The organism is Sorangium sp. So ce281 (assembly GCF_051527395.1).
Classification (GTDB): Bacteria; Myxococcota_A; Polyangia; order Polyangiales; family Polyangiaceae; genus Sorangium; species Sorangium cellulosum_B.
On record NZ_CP150322.1, the window covers coordinates 154,903 to 171,087 of the forward strand.

The 16,185-nt window shown below is 71.0% G+C and carries 13 protein-coding genes; 4 read left to right on the plus strand and 9 right to left on the minus strand.

All coding sequences use genetic code 11. The features are described 5' to 3' along the window. The 5 genes from WMF27_RS00575 to WMF27_RS00595 all read right to left on the minus strand — a co-directional run bounded on the left by WMF27_RS00575 (window position 1) and on the right by WMF27_RS00595 (window position 8,758). A complete protein-coding gene (locus tag WMF27_RS00575) occupies window positions 1-1,407 on the minus strand; it encodes a hypothetical protein (RefSeq protein ID WP_437943707.1) in 1,407 nt (468 codons plus the stop codon). A gap of 172 nt (window positions 1,408-1,579) precedes the next feature. Further along, window positions 1,580-3,670 carry a methionine--tRNA ligase gene (metG, locus tag WMF27_RS00580; protein WP_437943708.1) on the minus strand — a complete coding sequence of 697 codons (2,091 nt, stop codon included), beginning with the start codon at window positions 3,668-3,670 and terminating at the stop codon, window positions 1,580-1,582. Between the two features lie 55 nt (window positions 3,671-3,725). Further along, window positions 3,726-4,589 carry a DUF6209 family protein gene (locus WMF27_RS00585; protein WP_437762223.1) on the minus strand — a complete coding sequence of 288 codons (864 nt, stop codon included), beginning with the start codon at window positions 4,587-4,589 and terminating at the stop codon, window positions 3,726-3,728. 563 nt (window positions 4,590-5,152) lie between these two features. Then, window positions 5,153-7,888, minus strand: a complete 2,736-nt coding sequence (locus WMF27_RS00590; protein WP_437943709.1) for a Kelch repeat-containing protein — start codon at window positions 7,886-7,888, stop codon at window positions 5,153-5,155. A 522-nt stretch (window positions 7,889-8,410) separates the two neighbouring features. Beyond that, window positions 8,411-8,758 (minus strand): hypothetical protein, encoded by a 348-nt coding sequence (locus WMF27_RS00595; RefSeq protein WP_437943710.1) that lies wholly within the window; start codon window positions 8,756-8,758, stop codon window positions 8,411-8,413. 289 nt (window positions 8,759-9,047) lie between these two features. Between WMF27_RS00595 and WMF27_RS00600 the strand changes: the two genes are divergently transcribed. Then, window positions 9,048-9,281 carry an FG-GAP repeat domain-containing protein gene (locus WMF27_RS00600; RefSeq protein WP_437762220.1) on the plus strand — a complete coding sequence of 78 codons (234 nt, stop codon included), beginning with the start codon at window positions 9,048-9,050 and terminating at the stop codon, window positions 9,279-9,281. Between the two features lie 217 nt (window positions 9,282-9,498). On the opposite strand, the gene WMF27_RS00605 is transcribed toward WMF27_RS00600, so the two are convergent. Then, complete coding sequence (locus WMF27_RS00605; RefSeq protein ID WP_437943711.1) at window positions 9,499-11,130, minus strand: DUF1552 domain-containing protein; 1,632 nt, start codon at window positions 11,128-11,130, stop codon at window positions 9,499-9,501. Window positions 11,131-11,548: 418 nt separating this feature from the next. Between WMF27_RS00605 and WMF27_RS00610 the strand changes: the two genes are divergently transcribed. Beyond that, complete coding sequence (locus tag WMF27_RS00610) at window positions 11,549-12,055, plus strand: RDD family protein (RefSeq protein WP_437943712.1); 507 nt, start codon at window positions 11,549-11,551, stop codon at window positions 12,053-12,055. Window positions 12,056-12,201: 146 nt separating this feature from the next. Here the strand turns inward: WMF27_RS00610 and WMF27_RS00615 are convergent, their stop codons facing one another. Then, on the minus strand, window positions 12,202-12,522 hold the full coding sequence (locus tag WMF27_RS00615; protein WP_437943713.1) for a hypothetical protein: 321 nt from the start codon (window positions 12,520-12,522) through the stop codon (window positions 12,202-12,204). A 55-nt stretch (window positions 12,523-12,577) separates the two neighbouring features. On the opposite strand from WMF27_RS00615, the gene WMF27_RS00620 reads away from it, so the two are divergent. Continuing rightward, window positions 12,578-12,718 (plus strand): hypothetical protein, encoded by a 141-nt coding sequence (locus WMF27_RS00620; protein WP_437943714.1) that lies wholly within the window; start codon window positions 12,578-12,580, stop codon window positions 12,716-12,718. Here WMF27_RS00620 and WMF27_RS00625 read toward each other — a convergent pair. Continuing rightward, a complete protein-coding gene (locus tag WMF27_RS00625) occupies window positions 12,708-14,021 on the minus strand; it encodes a hypothetical protein (protein ID WP_437943715.1) in 1,314 nt (437 codons plus the stop codon). The two genes, WMF27_RS00620 and WMF27_RS00625, sit on opposite strands and share 11 nt — an antisense overlap. A 98-nt stretch (window positions 14,022-14,119) precedes the next feature. Here WMF27_RS00625 and WMF27_RS00630 point away from each other — a divergent pair, with 98 nt between their 5' ends. Continuing rightward, the gene (locus WMF27_RS00630) at window positions 14,120-14,269 is read left to right on the plus strand and encodes a hypothetical protein (protein WP_437762214.1); all 150 of its coding nucleotides are present in this window, start codon (window positions 14,120-14,122) and stop codon (window positions 14,267-14,269) included. 21 nt (window positions 14,270-14,290) lie between these two features. On the opposite strand, the gene WMF27_RS00635 is transcribed toward WMF27_RS00630, so the two are convergent. After that, on the minus strand, window positions 14,291-16,159 hold the full coding sequence (locus WMF27_RS00635) for a hypothetical protein (protein ID WP_437943716.1): 1,869 nt from the start codon (window positions 16,157-16,159) through the stop codon (window positions 14,291-14,293). Window positions 16,160-16,185: the final 26 nt, after the last annotated feature.

Below are 16,185 nucleotides of genomic sequence, written 5' to 3' on the forward strand. Positions count from 1 at the left end.
TCAAGGCTCCTTCTTCTTCTTCCACTTCTTCTTCTTGGGCGGCGGGAGCTTCGTCTTGTTCGGGTCCTTCGGCGCCCACGGAACGCGCGTGTCGATCGGCAGGATGTCCTCGTGCGGCAGGGCGCGCTCGCCCTCGCGCTTCACCGCGAACGACGCCGAGACCACGTTGACCTTGTGGGCGCCGATATCGGACAGATCGCCCTTGGCGCGGAGCCCGACAGGGATGCAGAACATCCTCTTCCGCTCTTCTTCAGCCATGTCGCCCCCCGGCGGCGCCCCGTCGCCCGGGCCGCGCAGCTGGCCGAGCCGACTCGGGTCCTCCATCGCCTGCTGGAGCTGCTCGAGCACCTCCTCGGCGCACACGAGCTCCGGCTTGGGCTTCTTCCTGCTGCCGGACGGATACTGCACCTTGGACTGGACCTTGACCGTGACGGTCACCGGCTGCCGGTCAGGCCCCATCTGCAGCGCGCTCCCCGCGAGCGCGCCCTTGGCCCCGTCCACGATGCGATCCCACGTGGGGCCGTCTCCGGCCGACGCGCTCACCAGCCGGACGCCGAGGACCTGGCCGTCGGCGCCGAGCTTGACCTCGAAGGTCGCCCGCGCGTCGAGGGGCGCGGTCGAGGAGCGCACCATGTCCGCCAGGGTGCTCGCCACCGCGCCCGCGGCGGGGACGCTGATCCCCACGCTCTTGTCCTTGCCGTGCAGCGTCTCGTTGAGCACCGTGCCTGCGATCGCCGGATCCACGGGGCGAGCGCGCGGGGCGGCCGTCGGGGCGGCGCGCGGCGCGTCCGGGCCGGGGAGCACGCCGGGCACGGTCCAGAGGGGCGTCCCGAGCCCTGGCGCGAGCGCGATGCCCCCGCCCGCAGCGGGAGGTGCCCCGCCGTACTCGTCGCCGGGCGGCGCCGTCGCCGGGGTCCCTGGTGCCTCGGCGGCGGGCGCAGGGGCCTCGGCGGTGGGCGCGGGTGCGCCGTGGGCCTCGGCGGTGGGCGCGGCGGCCTCGGCCGCAGGCCGGGCGGCGCCTTCGGCTGCGGGCGGCGCGGTCTCCGGAGGTGCGGCCTTCGGCTCTGCGGCGCGGGCGGCCGGCGCAGGCCTCGCGCGCTCCACCGAGGCGACCTTGGCCGCTGCGGCGCCCGGCGCGGGCGCCTGCGCCTTCTCGGCCGGAGGGGCCTTGCCGATCTCGCCGGCCGCCTCCGGCTCGCCCGCGACAGGCTCGCCCCCGGCCGGCGCCGCGGTTGCGGCCCGGGGAGCCGGTGGTTCCAGCTCGAAATCGATGCCATCCACGAGCGCCGACGGCTCGGCAAAGCCCTCGAGAGGCCGTTCCGGCGTCGGCGCGGCGAGGATCGCGGCGTGCGCCGCGACCGCCATGGCCAGGGCCACGGCATCGCGCCCCCGCAGGGAGATGCTCACCGCCTCCTCGTGCCAAGGCAAGCGCGCATCCACCAAGTCTAGCACGCCCCCCGGCGCGCGGACCGGCATCCCCCTTTGGTCCCCCGCCCACCGGCGTGAAAAGCACGATCGCGGCGCTGCGATCGCGGCCATGCCGCGCGCTGCGCTGTGAATCGCGTGCCGACGTGCGGTATCAGAGCACCGGCGTGCCCGGCGCGGCGTCCTCGACCGTGATGGTGCGGACTCGCCCTTCGACCTCGGCGGTCAGCAGCATGCCTTCGGACACGAGCCCTTTGCCGAAGTCGCGCGGCGGCAGGTTGCAGATGACGACGATCCGCTTGCCCACCAGCTCTTCCGGGGCGTAGCTCGCCGCGATGCCCGAGATGATGCGCCGCGGAGCGCCGTCGCCGGTGTCGACCCGCAGATCGAGCAGCCGGTCCTTCTTCTTCACGCGCTCAGCGCTCGTGACCACGCCGATCCGGAGGTCCAGCCGGGCGAAATCGTCGAAGGCCACAGGGCTCTTGCCCTGGCGCGCCGGCGGGGCGGCCACCTCGGCGCCGCCGCTCGCCCCGGGCGCGGCCTTCGCCTCCGGGGCGGCCTTCGAATCGGCCTTCGCGCCGGGATCGGCCTTCGCATCGGCCTTCCCCGGCTCGGCGTCCGGCCGCGGCGGGGCGAACCGGGCGAGCAGCTCGGCCTCTTTCTCCTTCTCGAGGCGCGGGAAGATGGGCGAGCCCCTGCGGAGCTTCTCGCCCGGCGCTCGCGAGGGGAGCGCCATCGGCCAGCGATCGCTGCCCTCCTCGAACGCGATCGGCGGCAGCCCGAGCTGCTCGCGCATCCTGCCCGCCACGACCGGCATCACCGGGGAGATCATCACGCTGATCGCCTCGAGCTGCTCGATCAAGGTCGCGATGATCGTCCCGAGGCGCGCCGGGTCCGTCTTCTTGGCCACCCACGGCGCGGCCTTGTCGACGTAGAGGTTCGCCGCGGCGATCACCGTCCAGATCGCGTCGAGCGCGCGCGTCGGCTGGTTCGCGTCGAACGCCGTCGCCGCGGCCGCCGCGGCCTGCCGCTGCGCCCCGGCGAGCTCCTCCTCGAGCGGGCCCGAGGCCCCCTTCGCGGGGACCTCCTCGGCGAACGGGAGCACGCGATTCAGCAGGTTGCCGAGCGCGTTGCCGAGCTCCGAGCCATACCGCGACAGCACGTCCTGGAGGCTGAAGTCGCCGTCCTGGCCGAACGAGATCGCGCGCATCAGGCAATACCGCACCACGTCCGCCCCGACGAGGGGCGCGCCGGCCGCCGCGCCGGGGCCGCCGGGCAGGGCCGCCGCGGCCGCCTCGGAGAGGGCGGCCGCCACCTCGACGGGGCTGATGGTGTTGCGGAGCGTCTTCGACATCTTCTGCCCGCTGTACGTGAGGAATCCGTGGGCGAAGACCTGGCGCGGCAGCTCCGCCTCGCCGTAGCCGGCCGAGAGCAGGAACGCGGGCCAGTAGACGGCGTGGAAGCGCAGGATGTCCTTGCCGACGAGGTGCACGTCCGCGGGCCAGAAGCGCGTGTTGTCCTCCGGCTCCCGGAGGGCGGTCATGTAGTTCGCCAGCGCGTCGAACCAGACGTACATGACGTGCTTCGGGTCGTCGGGGACGGGGATGCCCCACTCGAACGTGGTGCGGGAGACCGACAGATCCTGGAGCCCCTCGCGCACGAAGCTCACCACCTCGTTCAGGCGGCTCGCCGGCTGCACGAAGGTCGGGTTGCGCTTGTAATAATCGAGCAGCGCGTCTCCGTACCTGGACAGCCGGAAGAAGTAGCTCTCTTCCTTGACGCTCTCGGCGGGCTTCTTGTGCAGCGGGCAGACGTTCCCGGGCTGCTCCAGGTCCTTCTCGGTGTAGTAAGCCTCGCACCCGACGCAGTAGAGCCCCTCGTAGTGGCCGAGGTAGATGTCCCCGCGCGCCTTGATCCGGCTCCAGAGCTCCTGCACGGCCTTCTTGTGGCGCGGCTCGCTCGTGCGGATGAAGTCGTCGGGAGCGCAGCCGAGCTTCGGCCACGTGGCGCGGAAGACGGCGGCGATCTCGTCGGCGTGGGCGCCCGGCGCGACGCCGCGCGCCTCGGCGGCGCGCTGGATCTTGAGGCCGTGCTCGTCCGTGCCGGTGAGCATGCGGCTCTCGTGGCCGCGCAGCCGGTGGTAGCGGCACAGCACATCCGCGGCGATCGTCGTGTAGGCGGTGCCGAGGTGCGGGACGTCGTTGATGTAATAGATGGGCGTCGTGACGTAGAAGCGGCTCGCCATGGCAGCGCCCTCTTAGCATGGGGCGCTCTCCCGCGGCGAGCCGGCGCGGCGCCGATCAGATCAGCGCGTCCTCGGGGAGCTCGGCCTGGTGCAGGACTCCATCCGTGAACACCTGGCCGTCGATCTCGTAATAGAGCCGGAGCTGCACCTTGCGCGCGTCCGGCCGCGGCGACACCGAGCCCGGCGTCGCGGTGGATCCCTGGAAAATCTTGCCGGCGAAGCTGAACTGCTGGTTCGGGCCCCACCCGGTGTACGAAAGCGGGATCGTCTCGGCGTGGACGAGCGCGTCGTGGCCGTCGAACACGTGGACATCGATCCATGCGCTGGCGCCCCACGCCGAATGGCTGACCCACGCGTCGAGGTCCAGGTGGATCTGGATGTCTGTCCCCGCGATCGGCCCCTGCGCGGGCCTCGGGAACGCGTAGACCTTCGAGACCCGAAAGGCCCGGACGTTCGTGATGTCGGGGCGCCGCTGCGCCCCCGCGCGGTAGAGGACCGGCTGCGCCGGGATCCGCGGCGGCGGGCCGCCCACGTCGAACCAGTAGTTGTCGCCGAAGCGCGAGTCCCACGCCTCGCACCGGCGGCTGGTCTGAGAGAAGCCGTGGAACCAGATCTCCGCCTGGGTCGCGTCGTCGGGCACCGAGATCTCCAGGGCCGCGGGCCTGTGCGCGACGACGTGCCCGGGCGGGTTCCCCGGGGCCCGCACCTCCTCGACGACGCTCCCCTGCACGATCGCGCCGCGCGGGTGAAAGCGGACGTAGGCGGTGATGTCGCCGATCTCGGCGCCGCGCCACGTCGTGAAGCAGCGCGACAGGCGGCTCAGCTCGTACTCGATCCTGAGCTTCCCCCCGCGCTCGATCGGACCCTGCTGCGCGTGCTGCCAGTCAGGCAGGAACTGGAGAACAGCGGTCGTTGCCATCGGGACCCTCCTTGCATGGACGCGTAGCCAGGAACGGGCAGCCGATGCAAGCGGGGCGACGTTTCGGCCGGCGTGAAGGCCGATCGCGCGTCGGCTGATCGCGCGGGTGCTGTTTGAGGGGGGCGTGACGGTGGACCGCGCCCCCTCGGACGGCGCGGACCCAGATCGGGCCCAGCTGTCAAGCCCCGGGCCTGGGGAGATCGGCGACAGGTCGTCGACGTCGATCATGAGGTTGTCTGGCCGCGTGGGCGCCGCGGGCAGCGACAGGAGCGGGGGCGCTCGAGGGCGCGGGCAGCGGCGGCGACGGCCCGGCCGAGGGGCGCACGCCGGAGCGCGTAGGCAGCGTAGGGGCGCGCGGCGCGCGCCCCGGCGCGTCGGAGAGCTTCATCATCACCGGCGCGCTGAGCTGGCGCGGGGACGATTACGGGGCAAACGCCACGCGGACCCTCGGCTCGGCCGTCACCCGGAACAGGTTCCGGCGGATCTTGCGCGGCGTGGCCCGCGCGAGCCGTGCGCCTGCGCGACGGCCTCGCTCCCGCGGGGATGCGCGGGCCTCGCCGGGGTCAGGGCGTGTAGACCTCGGCGCTCGGCAGACTTCCGAAGTATATTCCGCCTGTGACCAGTACCATGCCGTTCCCGAGCAGGAGCGCTGTATGGCTGTTTCGTGCCTGGTGCATCGAGCCGGTGGGGGCCGAAGTCGTTCCTGTCGAATTCACGAGCCAGGCTGTCGCCACCTGAGACGTCCCCATATAGCCTCCAGCGATCAACACCCTGCCGTCCGCGAGCCGCGTCGCCGTGTGGTAGGCGCGGATACCGATGGACGGTCCGGCTGACCAGCTGTTCGTCGCCGGATGATACAGCTCGGTGCTCGACAGATAGTTGTGGCCGTCGACACCTCCGGCGATCAGCACGTCGCCATTGTTCAGCAACGTCGCCGTGTGATACCAACGCGGGACGCTCATGCTGCCCGCGGGCGACCAGCTGTCGGTCGCCGGATGATAGAGCATGGCCCTGTCCAACAGCGTCCCGTTGCCGTTACCGCCCGTGACCAGCACGTCGCCGCTCGTGAGCCGCGTCGCGGTATGCTGGCCGAGGGTGGCGCCGTCCGGCGCGGCAGGCGACCAGGTGTTGTTCGCCGGATCGTAAAGCGCGACTGGGGCAGTGAGAGCGTCGCGCAGGAACCCACCCACGACCAGCACCTTGCCGTTCAGGAGCAGCGTGGCCGAGTGTCCGACTCGGGCGGCGTGCGGCGATGCCGCGGGCGACCATGAATTGGTCGTCGGATCGTACACCTCGGCGGCGTTGGACGCGGACGTCCCGTGGCCTCCCACGACCAGCACCTTGCCGTTCGGGAGCCGCGTCATCGTGTGCTCATCTCGCCCAGTCGCCATGGGAGGGGCCGCTGTCCAGGTATTGGTTGTCCGAGCGTACAGCTCGGCGCGGTTGGCCGCTGACGCATGGCCACCCCCCGTCACCAGCACCCTGCCGTCGTTGAGCACGATCGCTGCGTGCTCGGCTCGATCGTCATTCATTGGCGTGACCATCGTCCATTTCGTGGCAGCCCACGTCGTGGTCGGATCGGCATAGAGCTCTGCGCTGGACAGGTACACGTTCGTGAAGATTCCAAACCCCAGGCCGCCCGCGAGGAGCACCTTGCCGTTCCCGAGCCGCGTCGCGGTGTGCCCGCTGCGCTCGTCGCTCATCGCTGGAACCGAGGTCCACGCATCGGCCGCCGGATTGTAGAGGGCGGCGGTCGCGGTCGATGTGATGCCGGTGGCCCCTCCTGTCACGAGCACGTCGCCATTGTAGAGCAGCGTCGCAGTGTGTCCGGTGCGGGGGGCAGCCATCGGAGCGGCCGCCGTCCACGAGGGTGCTGCCGGATCGAAGATCTCGGCGCTCGCGAGCTTGTTGGAGGAGGGGTTGTAGCCGCCCGTGACGAGCACCTTGCCGCTCGCGAGCCGAGCCGCGGCGTGTTGATTGCGGGGCGTGCTCATCGATCCAGCCGACGACCACGCGCCGGTGCTCGGATCGTAGAGCTCCGCGCTCGAGAGGTAGGAGCCGTTGCGCCCGCCCGCGACGAGCACCTTGCCGCTCGTGAGCAACGTCGCGGTGTGCTCGCCACGGCCCTGGGTCATCGGTGCGGCCGCCGACCAGGTGTCGGTCGCGGGATGATAAATCTCGGCGCTGGCCACGTAGGTGTTGCCGGCGGTGAGCCCGCCGGTCACCAGCACCGTGCCATCGTTGAGCAGCGTCGCGGTATGCCCCTCGCGCGAAGCGGCCATCGGCGCGGCCGTCGACCAGGTGTTCGTGCTCGGGTCGTAGAGCTCGGCGCTCGCGACTGGCGCGTTCGAGGCCCCGTTTCCGCCCGCGATGAGCACCCTGTGGTCGTTCAGCCGTGTCGCCGTGTGGTAGCGGCGGGCGGCGGCCACCGATCCGGCGGATGACCAGGTGTTCGTGCTCGGGCTGTAGAACTCGGCGCTCGCCAGGAGAGCGCCGTTGTACCCGCCCACGACGAGCACGTCGCCGTGCTGGAGCAGCGTTGCAGAGTGCCCGTGGCGCGCGGTGCTCATCGCGCCGGCCGGCGCCCACACGGGGTCGACCAGCGCGGGCTCGCCGCCCGCGTCCGCCCAGAGCTCGATGGTCGCCCCGCGCACCGCGAGGCGCGCGGCGATCGGGCGACCGCCGCGCGCGAACGCGGCCGGCGCCGTCACGCGCAGCCGCGGCGCGCCGGACTCGTCGACGACCTCGACGGCGTCGCCCTGCTGCCTCAGGGTCGCGCCCGCGACCTCCCACGCGGCCGCGGGAGCGCCCGCGTGCGCGACGCCCGCGTCGAGCAGCAGCCACTCCTCGTAGCCTTCCTCGATCGCCGACCAGAACGACGTGCCGCCTTCGCGCCGGAACGCCACCGCCTGCTCGGCGACAACGCCCTCGCCCTCGGCGCCGATCTCGCGCACACGCGCCTCGAAGCCGCCGGGCAGATGGAACCGGATCTCCCCCTCGCCGCGCGCCGGCAGCGCGGCGTGCAGCCCGCCGCGTCGCTGGAGCGAGGCCTCGATCTCGCCGTCGCCGGCCAATCCGACGGTCGAGGCGAGCGCGAAGCCGCGGTCGACCGCGACGAATGCCTCGCCGCCCCCGAGGATCTGCAGCGCGTGCTCGGGGAAGCGAAGCCGGAGCTCGTCGCCCGCGGGCGGCTCGGGGCCCAGCGCGCAGCCGGCGCCGCCCGTGGACAGCGCCCCGCAAAAGAGCAAGGTAGACAAGATGAACAGCCAGCGCTGGAAGGGGGAATCGAAACGCATCATGACGCTCCTCCTTGAGTCATCGGTTTCCAGAGACCGCGGTCTCGGGGCGGAAAGGAAAAGAGAACCTCGGCGGCGTGTGCGGCCAGGAAATCCAAACGCGATGCTGCCTGCATGCAGGCTGCCACGTCGCAGGGGCATGGGGCCACCCCATCGCAGGGTTATGGCGCCAGGGGGAGGCGACGTGATCGGTCTCGACGATGCCCGAGACCGCGAAGCGGGTCGATGTCTCCGGAGCCGGGCGCGCAGCGACCGGCGACGTCGCTCGCGGAGAGGGTTTTCCGGCGTGACATGTCACGGTGCAAGCGTGACATGTCACGATCGGTCCCGTGCTGCTCTGGTCGCCCTGCGCGCCGAGCGTCGGCGGGGAGCGCCCCCACGGCCCAGAGCTCCGATCTGCGCAGCCGTCGCCGGGCTGCCATCCAGGTTCGAAGACCCCGCCGGGCTCGGCGAGCGTCGCGTTGCTGGCCCTCCTCCCTGCCCGACGCGAGCGCGCCGGGCAGGATGTGGTCGATGAGACGCGTGTTACCGAGCAGGCTGCTTGATGGCCGGAAGATCCGGCTCTGCGTCAGCGCGGTTGGCGCGCGCCAAAGGCACCAGGTATTTCATGGCCGCGTGCGCGCCGATCGAGCCCGCGCGCACGTGCGCGTGTACCGACTCCGGCAGCTCCGCGACCAGCGCTAGCCGCCGGCTCACCCTGCTCGGCGTCCGGCCGAATCGCTTGCTCAGCTTCTCGCCGCTGAGGCCGAATCGCTCCCGCAGCTCGCGCAGAAACCAGCCCTGCTCCAGCGCGTTGTCCGCGTCGCCCGCGCGCGTCATCCGCACGAGCAACAGCGCCTCCGCCTCGCCCAGATCCCACGCCGTAGCCCGCACCGTGTCCTGCCCGAGGTTCGCGGCCTGGCACGATGGCGACGAGCACACGTGCTGCCGATCGCCAACGCAAGGATCAGGCTGGAACCACCGACGGCAGACCCGGCACGGTCGTGCACGACGCATCCCCCGAGCGTCGCACGTTGCTCCTCGTCACGGTCCGCGAGCTCACCAACGCCTCCACCGCGAACGCGCCGGCGGCGCGCTCGGCACGACCACCGTCAGCCAGGGGGTGGACCACTTTTCGCGAGCAGAGCTGGGTCAATTCTCGACGATGAGGGCCAGGACCGCGATGGCCGACTTCACCGGCGACGGGAGAGACGATGTCGTCGGGAACTGGGCCATGGACGGCGTGATCCACCTGGTCGTGAGCGAGGGGACGGCGTTCGGCGAAGATCACACCTTCGACGAGGCGAGCAGCAGGGAGGGATTGTCTCTCGGTGTCGGCGACCTCGACGGGGACCAAAAGCCCGACATCGTGTACGACGACGGCGAAGCCGTGACCGTGCTGGTCATCAATCTCTGAACCCGCAGGCTGGCTGCTTCCATCCGCGAGGTGGACGAACTCGTGCTCTCGGCGCGAGCGCATGCCGGGCCGGCTCCAGCAGCGCTCGAGGTAGGACGAACAGGGGGTGAGATCGATCAGCGATTCGGTGCCTACGGCTTCCGGGGGCGTCGGCGCGGTCGCTGGAGGGCTCGGGGAGCACGGCGGTCCCGAGGCCGATGAAGACGAGGGAGACCGCTCAGGAGTTCGCCCTGAGCGCGGTGAACTCGCCTGGATCGTGGATGGTGGGGGGATTGGTCCCGCCACCGATGAAGTCTTCCGTCCGGTCATACATGCCGAAGTGCGTCACCGGTCCCGAACCGCCCCGCGCCGGGAAACCATCCGCGCCCGCCTTGACCCCGAGGGCGTTCATCAAGCTGCAGTAGTACTTGTTGATCGGCGCGTTGGCGAGCGACGGATCGGTCCCCGTTTCCTGGGAGATCGCGTCGACCTGGTCCGACGTGCCGTCAGCACACGTGATCTCGCTGTTGCCGGTCGTGAGAGCGGGCGAGCCGTCATCGACGTTCACGGCCCAGCCGGTCTTGAAATAGCCGCCGGCGCTGCCGGCCTGGACGATCGGCAGGTTGTTGAGGTTGCGGGCGCAGCCGTCCGACGCGTCCTGGAACCAGACGGCCGCGCAGTTGTCGAGGAGCGTCCCGTCGCCCTCGTCGATACCGTTCAGCTGCCCGACGAGGTGGGCGAACTTCCTCGCATAGTAGTCGTCGATCGTGAGGATCATGTCGATCACCCCCGGGACGCAGGTGCCCGTCATGCCCGCGTGGTCCAGGCGACTCGCGAGACCGGCGGCCTCTTGCGTCAAGCCGAGCCCCTTGAAGCTGTAAGCCGCGGGGTACTTCAGGAAGATGACGGGGTTCGCGTTGCACGCCGCCGCGAGCACGGCGAGGTTCGAATAGAGGTCGGCTCCGTCCAGGCTGTCCGAGATTCGCAGCGTCAGCTTGTCGGCGTACGAGGCCGTGCTCGTCAGGTCGATGTTTTCTTGGGTCACGCCGAGCGCCGTGGCGAGGGACGTGTTGCACTGCGAAGGAACCACCACGTTTCCTGTCGCGTGGAGGAGCTCCTTCCAGGCTGCGAGCTTCTGCTTGTCGGAACGGCTCATGTCGAACCGCTCGAGCGTCTGCAGATCATCCCTCACGATGTCGAGGACGCTCTTGCCGCGCATCGCCGCGTAGGTGTCCGGAGACGTCGGCTTCCCCGCCTCGAAGAGGCCGGTGAGGCTGCTGAAGGCCTGCTGCGCGTCGAGGGCCTTGAAGAGGGTCTCGGCGGCCGAGTAGGAGATCGCCGACTGAGAGTTGTCATTCCCACCAATCGTGTTCATGAGCAACGGAGTGCCTTGCGGGCTGAGCTGTCGTGCGATGACGTGGTCCAGCGAGGGACCGGTCGGCATGGCGTGGAACTTCGTCGCCGTGTTGAAGCTGAACGGGTCGTTGCTGTTGGGAGTGACCGGGTGGCAAGTGAAGTACGACCCGTTCACCTGCGTGTTTTCATCGTTCCCTTGTCCCCGAACCATCGTCGCCGTCCACTCGTTCATCGCGCGGATGCCTCGGGGCATGAGGAGCTTGTCGACGTAAGGCGCCAGGTGCTTGAGCGTCGTCGACTCGAGGTCCGCGGCGGTGAGCGGGCCGTGCGACTTCTTCGGGAACCACCGCGTCGTGATGCAGCCATAGTGCGTGTACATCACGATCAGCCGCTTCGGCGGCGTGGCCGGCTGCGCCATCACGGAGCGGTCGAGGATCGAGCCGAGGAACGGCGCCGCGACGCAAGCTCCGCCCAGCCCCCGGAGGAAAATTCTTCGGTTTACGCGCTTTGCCATGATCGTATTTATCCTGCCTCAGTGGAGATAACGCCCGGCTGACACGCGGAACGCCCTCCGGATGCCCGCGTTCGCCACGTCTCCATCACCCCTACAATGCCCGCTGGCCCGTGAACGTATTTGGGTTTCGCTCGGCCGGGAGCGTTCGTCGAGCGGAAGGATGCCCCGCGATCAGCGCGCGACGCGGCAGCCCGGCACGTCGCGGCAGTCCTCGAGAGCGCAGAGAGCGCACCGATCGCCCTTGCGATCCGTCCACACTCCGAAAAGCGACGCCGGCTCGATCGTTCATCGCCGTCGACGGGGCTGCCTTCACGCCGCCGCATACGGGGCGTAGCATGCGCTTGGGCGCGTCGACTCCAGGGCAGCCTGCCCTCGAGCGCTGCGCCGCGACGTCACCCAACCCGCATCGAGAGGTCTCATGCGTTCTCCGACCGCCCAGCCCGCCGAGAGCTACAACCCCTACGAGGCACCCAGGGCAGACGCACCCGCGGCGCTGCAACCGGAGGAGCGCTCGCGGTTGCTGCTCGCGAGCGGCGGCCGGCGGTTCGTGAACCTCGTCGTCGACTACATGGGAATGATGCTGTTCACGTTCTTCGTGGGCATCATCTTCGGGCTCCTCGGAGGCGCCGAGGTGTTCGAGCAGGCCAACGACACGTTGCTCGGTCTCGTGATGATGTTCGTGTACTATGTCTCGATGGAGGCGCTCTTCGGCGCCACGCTGGGCAAGCTCGTCACTGGCACGCGGGTCGTGATGGAGGACGGCAGCCGCGCAGGCCTCGGTCGGATCGCGATCCGCACCCTGTGCCGGTTCATCCCCTTCGAGGCGTTCACGTTCCTGAAGCGCGGCGAGGCGCCCGTGGGCCTGCACGACGGGCTGTCGAAGACGCGCGTCGTCCTCGTGCGCGGCTCCGGCGACGCACGTTGAGAGGCGGTGCGCCGAGGTCCTGTGTGGGCGAGCGGCGTCTCCGGGGGCTGGCGGAGCGCGCGGTGCCCGTCGCAAAAATTCGATCGTCTCGCCGTGGTCTCATGGTGTTCGCGGCGCGTGCTTTCGTCGCCCTGCGAAGGGGCAGGTCAGGGGACGGCCTGCTTGCGAATGCGAGCGAGAGAGCGAGAGCACTGGAGGGCCATGGCGCCGAAGCCGACAAAACAGACACCAACGTCGGACCAGCGCCGGAGGTCGAGGGCTTCGACGCGCACAAGCAAGAGGTACGCGAGGGCGAGGTTGGCCAGCGCCCAGGCGACGTTCACCGCCGGCGGCGACAACCCCTTGAATGGCGGTGATGCGAACGGGGTCTGCAACGGCTGGCCGGACACGCCGGCGATCAAGTGGGGGAGCGCATTGGCGAGGAACGCCCCGCCGAAGAAGTACGCGAGATGGACATACCAGGGCATGGTGATCTCCTCGAGCTGTTCGAGCGGAGACGGCTCTCGCATCAAGAAGTACGTTGTGGCGGCTTTCGCACGCAAGGAAGAAGACAGGGCCCACCTCGGGCCGCTGGTCGCGCTCAGCCTCGTCCACCCGGCCGACCTCGAGAAGAGGCTCGCCCCGCTCCTCGACGAGTGGCCGGTAATACGACCTAGGGCGTGAGCACGATCAGCGATTCGGTGCCCTTCAGGGTCACGGAGATCTCCGCGTCCAGGCCCGCCCCGCCGGCGAATGCCGGCGCATCGACGCGCACCGCGCACGTCCCATCGGCGATGACCTCCGCGGAGCGCGTCAGCATATCCCCGGGGGGGACCTCGGTGCTCTCGCAGAACCGGCCGTCGACGGCGCAAGCCTCCGGCGTGGAGGACGTCACCTCGAAATCCTCGGTCCTCGCCTCGCTGCACAGCGGAACACCGCCGGACGCGAGCCCGGAGATCACGGCGACCACCCGGTTCCCCGTGCGGTGGAACCCATCGAACGTCCCGCCATCCACGAGGGTCCTGACGCTCCCCGCGACGCCCGGGAGTGCGAACACCACGTCCATGGCGTCGATGCGGGCGGCAGGGATCACCGAGACCTCGCGCGATGCGCCGCCGTCGGCCGCGGTGATCACCACGCTGCCGTCTCCGGTCGCGACGATATCGGAGGGCGCGCCCCCCTCGCGCACCCTGAGCCCCACGCCGGTCCCCACCACGTCGACCGCCGGGTGCTTGACGTTCTGTGGAGAGAAGCGCACGCCCGCCGCGTCGAACGCCGCCGTGGTGATCGGGAGAGGCCGGTTCGACTGGATGACGGCGCTCGCGCCGCACTCGGCCGGTGTCTGGATCTGCCAGCGCGGGCGCGCCGCCCGGACGGTCATCAACAGCGTGACGGGGAGCTCGCGGGTGTCGTCGTACGCGGAGCACGCGTCGAGGCCGCCCTCCGGCACCGCGATCACGCCCGAGACCTCGAAGGTCGACGTCCCCTCCTCGCTCACGCGGACGGAGAACGTCGTGGGCCCCGTCTGCTCGACGTCGATCGCACCCTGGATGGCGCCTATCTGGTCAATGGTGATCGCGCCCGGGATCGGACTACAGCAGCAGCGCGGGTCGATGACCGAATCCAGCGCCATCGTCACGGAGCTCGGATAGTCGGGCCCGATGGCCAGCGCGGCCTGACCCTCCACGACCACGCGCGTCCGCGTCGAGCGCTGGTTGCTCGCGTAGTAAGCGCCGGTCACCGTCGATACCGTGCGCGCCGGGAGCGAGAGCGCCGCGACCTCGCTGGTGTCCGGCTCGACGGGGCCGGGGCAGAGCTGGTCGGGGTTGTCGCCGTCGTCAGGGAGCGGCTCTTCGCCGTCGTCGGGGAGCGGCTCTTCGCCGTCGTCAGGGAGCGGCTCTTCGCCGTCGTCAGGGAGCGGCTCCTCGCCGCCCGTGTCCGACTTGGAGGGCGTCGGCTCCGGCTGGCACGCGAGGCCAGCGCTCATGAACAAGAGAAACGGAAGTAAGCCTCTTCGCATGTCGTAAAAATAACAGACGTAACCTGCGGGGAGAGGCAGTGGCACGATTGCGACCGGGTCGATCTGTGAACCGCATTCACAGATCTTCGTCGCTGCGCGTGGATTGTCCGTCGCGCCGGCCGCGGCTCGAGGCCGCGGGGCTGCAGCACGTGGAGCTCATCTTCACTACGCAGAGCACCGAGGTGGGCAAGCCGGTGCTGGAGGGGTGGGGCTGACCGCGAGGCGCGCGGGGCACGTCAGCGGGCGAGGAGCGCGATCGCGTCCTGGATCCCGGCGTGGGTCAGCCGTACGCGGACGTCGAGGCGGGCCGCGCCGGAGTCGAGCACCTCGGAGGTGACGGCGAGCGGGGTGGCGACCGCGCCCCGCGCCGGCAGCGCAGCGAGCGCGGCGAGGCCCTTGGCGGCCTCGTCCAGCGCCTCCGGCGTGTCGCCGCTCGCCGTGAGCAGCGCCACGCCAGCCAGCGAGAAGAGCCCGCCGGCCAGCGTCCCGCGCCTCCGCAGCACGTCCATGTCCGGCGCCGCGCCGAGCGTGCCCTCGTCGCGCCCCGGATCCACCGCGACGCGCAGCCGAGCCACCAGGGCGGCGTCGTCCTCGCCGATCCCGAGCCACGTCCGCTGGCCGGCGGGGACGACATAGAGGTGGGTCGTGTGCGCGGGCGGGGCGCCCTTCGTGAGCGGCCTGGAGCGGAGCTCGACGTGGAGCGTCCCCGCGGGCAGCGAGGCGGGCGCGCGGACGATCGCGTGCGTCGTGTTCTGCTTGTCCTCGTCGTCCTTGCGAGCGCCGTCCTTCGGCGCGCTCCGCTTGAGCTTGTCGAGCTCATCGCCGCGCTGGAGGAGCTCCTTCACCCCGGAGATCCAGGTCTGCGCCGGCTCCTCGACCGAGGCCAGCACCCACCCCTGGAGCGCGAGGCGCGCCGCCTTTCGCGCGCGCGGCGCGCCCTTGTCGCGCTGGTAGGCCGCGAGCGCCTTCTCCGCCGCCGCGCCGTTCGCGCCCGCGCCGACGACGAGGGGGCCGCCCGTGAGGGCCAGGGTGCCGAGGCGATCGAGGACCTGATCGAGCCGCGTCTCGTCGTAGCCGTCGTCGATCATGTCGTCGCGCAGCGCCTTGAAGACGGCCTCCCGCACCGGGGCGAGCTCGGCGCGCGACGCGCCCTGCGTGTGGAACGCGACCGCCGTGTCGGCCGGGAGGCGGAAGAACGCCGGCGGCGGCGCGGCGTCCTGCGCCGCCGCCGGCACGAAGGCCAGCGTGAGGGGCGAGCGCCGGCTCGCGAAGCGCAGCGTGAGGCCGACCTCGACGTCCGCGCGGCCCCACGTGAGGTCGACGTTCAACCTCTCGATGTCGCGCAGGAAGCCCGCGGCGAGCTCCTGGCCCAGCGCCTCCGCGCGGCCGTCGTCCTCGTCCGCGTCGTCCGTGGCGGTCGCCTCCTCCACGGCCTGGCGGAGGGTCCGCTCCGAGAGCTCGATCCGGGCGTCCGCGTCGAGCGGCTCCCGGGCCACGACCTGGACGAGGTAGGCCGCGGCGGTCTCGATGTCCTCCACGTCCTCGCCGCAGAGCAGGCGCGCGCCGCCCCGCCGCTCGCCGGGATCGAAGGCGCAGGCCCAGGGCGGCGCCTCCTCGTCGGGCTCTGCGTCACGCGCGCGCTCGACGCGCAACAGGCCCGGGTGCTCCTTGAGCTCGCTGAGCACGAAGCGATCGGCCAGCCGCGGCACCTCCTGCTCCGCGACCGACAGGGAGGCCACCACGTGATCGCGCGTGGTGCCCAGGAAGGCGATGTCGAGCGGCCTGTCCAGATCGACGATCTCGGCGAGGTCCGGGCCCACCGCTGGCTCGAGCCTCTTCGTGGGGTCCGTCGAGCCCATGCTGAACACGAGCGCGCTGCTCGGCAGGAGCTGCGCGGCGTTGTTCCAGGACCGCTTCGGATGGGCGATCCTCAGCACGAAGGCGAGCTCCGCCGGCGCGCTCACGGGCTGCGCCGCCGCGACCGCGGGCGCGGCGACGGCGGGGCGCGGCGCCGCGGGCAGCGGCGCGACAGGAGCACGCTGGGGGGCCGGGGCGCCGGCGCACGCGGTGAGGAGGGCGATCGGGAGGAGGGCGGCGCGCTTCATGGAGGCGCCGATCGTCGCGCTCGAAC

Coding starts and splice junctions, on each gene's coding strand:
- WMF27_RS00615 (WP_437943713.1), bottom strand. CDS start 12,522: ATGCCCTGGTATGTCCATCTCGCGTACTTCTTCGGCGGGGCGTTCCTC.
- WMF27_RS00585 (WP_437762223.1), bottom strand. CDS start 4,589: ATGGCAACGACCGCTGTTCTCCAGTTCCTGCCTGACTGGCAGCACGCG.
- WMF27_RS00605 (WP_437943711.1), bottom strand. CDS start 11,130: ATGGCAAAGCGCGTAAACCGAAGAATTTTCCTCCGGGGGCTGGGCGGA.
- WMF27_RS00610 (WP_437943712.1), top strand. CDS start 11,549: ATGCGTTCTCCGACCGCCCAGCCCGCCGAGAGCTACAACCCCTACGAG.
- WMF27_RS00600 (WP_437762220.1), top strand. CDS start 9,048: ATGGCCGACTTCACCGGCGACGGGAGAGACGATGTCGTCGGGAACTGG.
- WMF27_RS00625 (WP_437943715.1), bottom strand. CDS start 14,021: ATGAGCGCTGGCCTCGCGTGCCAGCCGGAGCCGACGCCCTCCAAGTCG.
- WMF27_RS00590 (WP_437943709.1), bottom strand. CDS start 7,888: ATGATGCGTTTCGATTCCCCCTTCCAGCGCTGGCTGTTCATCTTGTCT.
- WMF27_RS00635 (WP_437943716.1), bottom strand. CDS start 16,159: ATGAAGCGCGCCGCCCTCCTCCCGATCGCCCTCCTCACCGCGTGCGCC.
- metG (WP_437943708.1), bottom strand. CDS start 3,670: ATGGCGAGCCGCTTCTACGTCACGACGCCCATCTATTACATCAACGAC.